Below are 3881 nucleotides of genomic sequence, written 5' to 3' on the forward strand. Positions count from 1 at the left end.
TGCGATATTTAATTGATTAAAAATCTAAAAATAAGGATTGACTAATCGTAAGAAATATCAAAGACTGTCTTTTTCTCGTATCGATGAGATTTTCGTCCGTTGTGCTGTAGGAGGTTAAACAGACGAAGGAGAACCTTTGATAGCTCTTGGGTGTTTTTGTGTAATGCTTGGTGAAAAAGTGAAAAATAATCTTTAATTATGTACATCGCTTTATATTCACTTAACTCTTTCTGTTTCTTACGCAACAGGAGTTCTCTCATTTTAAACATTGTAGAAGAACATAATAGGATGCTAATGAGTTGTCCATAAAGATGACATTCTAATCGCTCTTGTTTAATAGATTTACAACGATGAATTTGAAACCAGGATTTCCATATCTTAAATAACAGTTCTATTTGCCAACGTAGTGAATATAAATCATAGATTTTCTCTTTTGGTACCCATTCCGTAGGAATGTTTGTCATATATACCGTAATTCCTTGTAGAAGTTTCGTACGCTCTGTATATGTAATTCCTTTTTTCTTTTCACGAATAGCTCGATCACGTAGGCGTTTTTGTTTTTGCTCCTCCGTACATTTATAAACCACAATGCGAGTAGGTAATTTGTCTTTGCTCCCTACATATACATCATGTAATTCATAAACTTGGCCAGGTTGTAACTGGTTCATGATTTCTTCCAAATGAATTTGTATATATACCGGCCTCAGTTGAGCGGGTTTTGTTTTAAATACGACTGTTTCGAACTCTTTTCTATATATCTTAGTTGGTAACTTAAGACGTGATAAATAGTATCCTTGCCTATCTTGAATAGACTTAAAGTCTTGTAAACGAAAATATCCTAGGTCACGAATATATAGTTCATTCTTTTGTGCCATATCTGTTCGAGTCGCACCATACGCTTGATCACTTCGTTTTCCTGGTTCAATTTTCACATCAGAAAATTCTCCACTCAACAGGTCATACTCTAGTTGAATTTTTACACCAGCTCTATGACTACATCCCCCGGCACCAGGATAAGTAGATGCAAATCGATCTGGCACTTGAAATGTTGTAGAATCAAGGATAAGAATACGCTCAAAGTGAGCAGAAAGAGCATGAGAAATCTTAGATAATCCTCCAATTTTAGCTTGTAGAAGTGTAGTAAATACAGTTCGAAAGAAGGATACAGAAGCCGAGTTAAATCGCCGATTAAGTCCCTCAGGACTTAATAAAACTCCTGTTGAAGTTTCTAATTGACTACAAAGTTGAGTAAGAGAGGTAGTAGCGATTTGTTGATTTAACCATACACACAAAGATAAAAAATGGTGCCCATGGCACTTGCGTTTTCGCTTCATTCCGCCTGCTTCTATAGCTAATTGATTAAGTGTAGCGGGAGACATATATCGATATAACTCTTCAGCAAATAAAGACAACTCTTGTTTTTGATGAATATTCATAAAAAGCACGTCACCCTTTCTCATTAACATAAGAGAATAGTAACGTGCTTTTAACTTCAAGAATAGTCTAAATCCTTAAGTTGATGGATGTGGGGTAGAACCACATCGCTATCAAGCTAACTAGACAAAATACCCCCTAAAAAGAAAAAGGCGTTATTCTTTCTGAGAAATCATAGGAAAGGATAACGCCTTTATATCAATATGACGGTATCCTATATGAAAAATTAACATCGTTCCAAATGTATATATTGTGTTCATAAGCATTTAAAAGGCAAGGAGTTGAATCATGAGGATCTTACTATATAATGTAAGCAAAATAGGAAAATGGTTTAGAAAAATAGAAGGTAAATGGGAAATACAAATAGACCACAATGGAAGGCAGCAAGTATTAAAAGAAAAGTAGCTAAAAATAGGGCGCGTATTTCATGTATAATTTACAAGAAGATATGTATGAACAATTGAAAGAGAAAAAAGGGGAAGTTACTGTATTTTTAAAGAATGGCGTTTCAGTACGTGGGAAGATCCTTGCAACAGATAAATTTACCGCCCTAATGATGGTTCATGGTAAACAACAACTAATCTATAAACAAGCGATTTCGACACTTGCTATTTAATGGGTACCGCCAGTATTTCAGAAAAAAACCACGTTAAGCAAATTTCAACACAAAATAGCCGACTTTAATCCCTTTAAGACTAAATCGGCTGTTTTATATTCAAAACTTAGTTGTTTGTAATATCAAAAGAAAATGTTTCTTTTAGTCCCTTTTTCCCGTCAGAAGTGATTTTTATTGCTCTTGTTTTAGGTAAACGTTGAACCCAATTTAGTTCTAATAGTCTTTCTAGAAGGGCATTTCCTAATGCTCCCGCAAGGTGGTGACGTCTTTCACTCCAATCTAAACATTTGTGTGTAAATGAACGACGCTTTTTCTTAACCCTTTCAAGATCAATTTGAAAATTTGTAAAGAATGACTCCCCTTTTTCAGTAACAGTAAACCCGTCCTTTTCTTCATAAATAACACCTATTTTAATTAAAGAATCTGTTAATTGTACTCCTAAATTTCCCGCAAGATGATCATAACATGTTCTTGCAAAACGCATCGCTTTATCTTCCGAAGCCTGTTTTAATGATTTAATTTCAATGGGTGGAGCTATTGATAAAAATGACTCCATAACTTGAGCAACTTCCGGATTTCGAATTCCATAATATCGATGTCTCCCCTGTTTTTCAACTATAACTACATTCGCATCGACCATTTTTGCCAAATGGAAACTAGCCGTCTGTGGTTTGATTCCTGCCATATATGCTAATTCGCTTGCAGGGTGGAATCTACCATCTAATAAGACTGTTAATATTGCTGCACGAGAAGCTTCACTCACAAGAGTAGCAATCATTGCTACATTTGGATTTGCGTTCATTTTAATTTCCCCCTAATGTAATCCATATTTCGATGATAATCGAAATGTTTATATTCTACAATAAATAAGGAAGAACATATGAATAGGAGGAGAAATAAAGATGAAAAAAATGACTCAGGTTTCAAACACAGAGACTATTAAACCTAAAATTCTATACTACGGAACTCCTGTGATTTTACTAAATTCACTAAATGAAGATGGAACAGTAAACATCAGCCCTATGTCATCATCATGGGCATTAGGAGATTGTATTATATTAGGAATTGGACTTGGTGGGAAAGCTATCGAAAATTTAGAACGACATCCTGAATGTGTAATCAATGTTCCGAGTCCTTCATTATGGGAGAATGTTGAACAATTAGCCCCCTATACAGGGAAAAATCCCGTTCCAGATTATAAGAAAAAGAATGGGTTTACATATGAAAAAGAAAAATATGATATTAGTAGATTAACACCTACTGAGTCTAAATCGGTAAAACCTACTCGAATTATGGAGTGTCCAATTCAAATTGAGGCAAGGGTGAAACATATTCGAATTCCTGATTATTCTCCTGATTTTGCAATTGTTGAGACACAAGCTATACATGTACACGCTCATAAGGAAATCATTCTTGAAGAAAATCATATTGACCCAAATAAATGGAGCCCACTTATATATAATTTCCGTCATTATTTTGGTCTTGGTAACCAGTTAGGTAAAACCTTTCGATCCGAAATATAAATAAATATATTATATTTTAAAGTGGACAATCCTTTCCTAATTAAAGTTAAATATTGTAGTAAGAAACCGAATTCCACCTGTTAAGGAATTCGGCTTCTTTATTATTTTTAATTTTTCTAAGAAGTGTTATTTCGATTTCTTTATAGCATCCAATACAACAGAATTTAAATTAGCTTTAAAATGGCTCAAAAATCCTTAGCGTGTTTTTTTTCCGTTTTGCGGTCTGTACCCCATCGCTATCAAGCTAAGCTCATACAACGTCAATTATAGTAGAGAGTGTTTCTTTTTTCTAAAGGTTATGTGTAAGG

General features: G+C 34.3%; 4 protein-coding genes. 2 read left to right on the forward strand and 2 right to left on the reverse strand.

All coding sequences use genetic code 11. The annotated features are described in order from the left end of the window. Positions 1-41: 41 nt before the first annotated feature. Entirely contained in the window at positions 42-1436 is a 1395-nt protein-coding gene (locus G9F74_RS29270) for an IS4 family transposase (RefSeq protein ID WP_165406420.1), read from the reverse strand. A gap of 425 nt (positions 1437-1861) precedes the next feature. Between G9F74_RS29270 and hfq the strand changes: the two genes are divergently transcribed. After that, on the forward strand, positions 1862-2050 hold the full coding sequence (gene hfq / locus G9F74_RS29275; protein ID WP_165406421.1) for an RNA chaperone Hfq: 189 nt from the start codon (positions 1862-1864) through the stop codon (positions 2048-2050). A 106-nt stretch (positions 2051-2156) separates the two neighbouring features. Here the strand turns inward: hfq and G9F74_RS29280 are convergent, their stop codons facing one another. Continuing rightward, the gene (locus G9F74_RS29280; RefSeq protein ID WP_016107087.1) at positions 2157-2852 is read right to left on the reverse strand and encodes an ArsR/SmtB family transcription factor; all 696 of its coding nucleotides are present in this window, start codon (positions 2850-2852) and stop codon (positions 2157-2159) included. Between the two features lie 100 nt (positions 2853-2952). Here G9F74_RS29280 and G9F74_RS29285 point away from each other — a divergent pair, with 100 nt between their 5' ends. Then, positions 2953-3573 (forward strand): flavin reductase family protein, encoded by a 621-nt coding sequence (locus G9F74_RS29285; protein ID WP_000738849.1) that lies wholly within the window; start codon positions 2953-2955, stop codon positions 3571-3573. Positions 3574-3881: the final 308 nt, after the last annotated feature.

The sequence above is a fragment of the Bacillus sp. EKM202B genome, assembly GCF_011066025.1.
GTDB classification, from domain to species: Bacteria; Bacillota; Bacilli; order Bacillales; family Bacillaceae_G; genus Bacillus_A; species Bacillus_A toyonensis.

Bases quoted from the DNA above. Each gene is read 5' to 3' on its own strand.
- G9F74_RS29280 (WP_016107087.1), bottom strand. From the start codon at position 2,852: ATGAACGCAAATCCAAATGTAGCAATGATTGCTACTCTTGTGAGTGAA.
- G9F74_RS29285 (WP_000738849.1), top strand. From the start codon at position 2,953: ATGAAAAAAATGACTCAGGTTTCAAACACAGAGACTATTAAACCTAAA.
- hfq (WP_165406421.1), top strand. From the start codon at position 1,862: ATGTATAATTTACAAGAAGATATGTATGAACAATTGAAAGAGAAAAAA.
- G9F74_RS29270 (WP_165406420.1), bottom strand. From the start codon at position 1,436: ATGAATATTCATCAAAAACAAGAGTTGTCTTTATTTGCTGAAGAGTTA.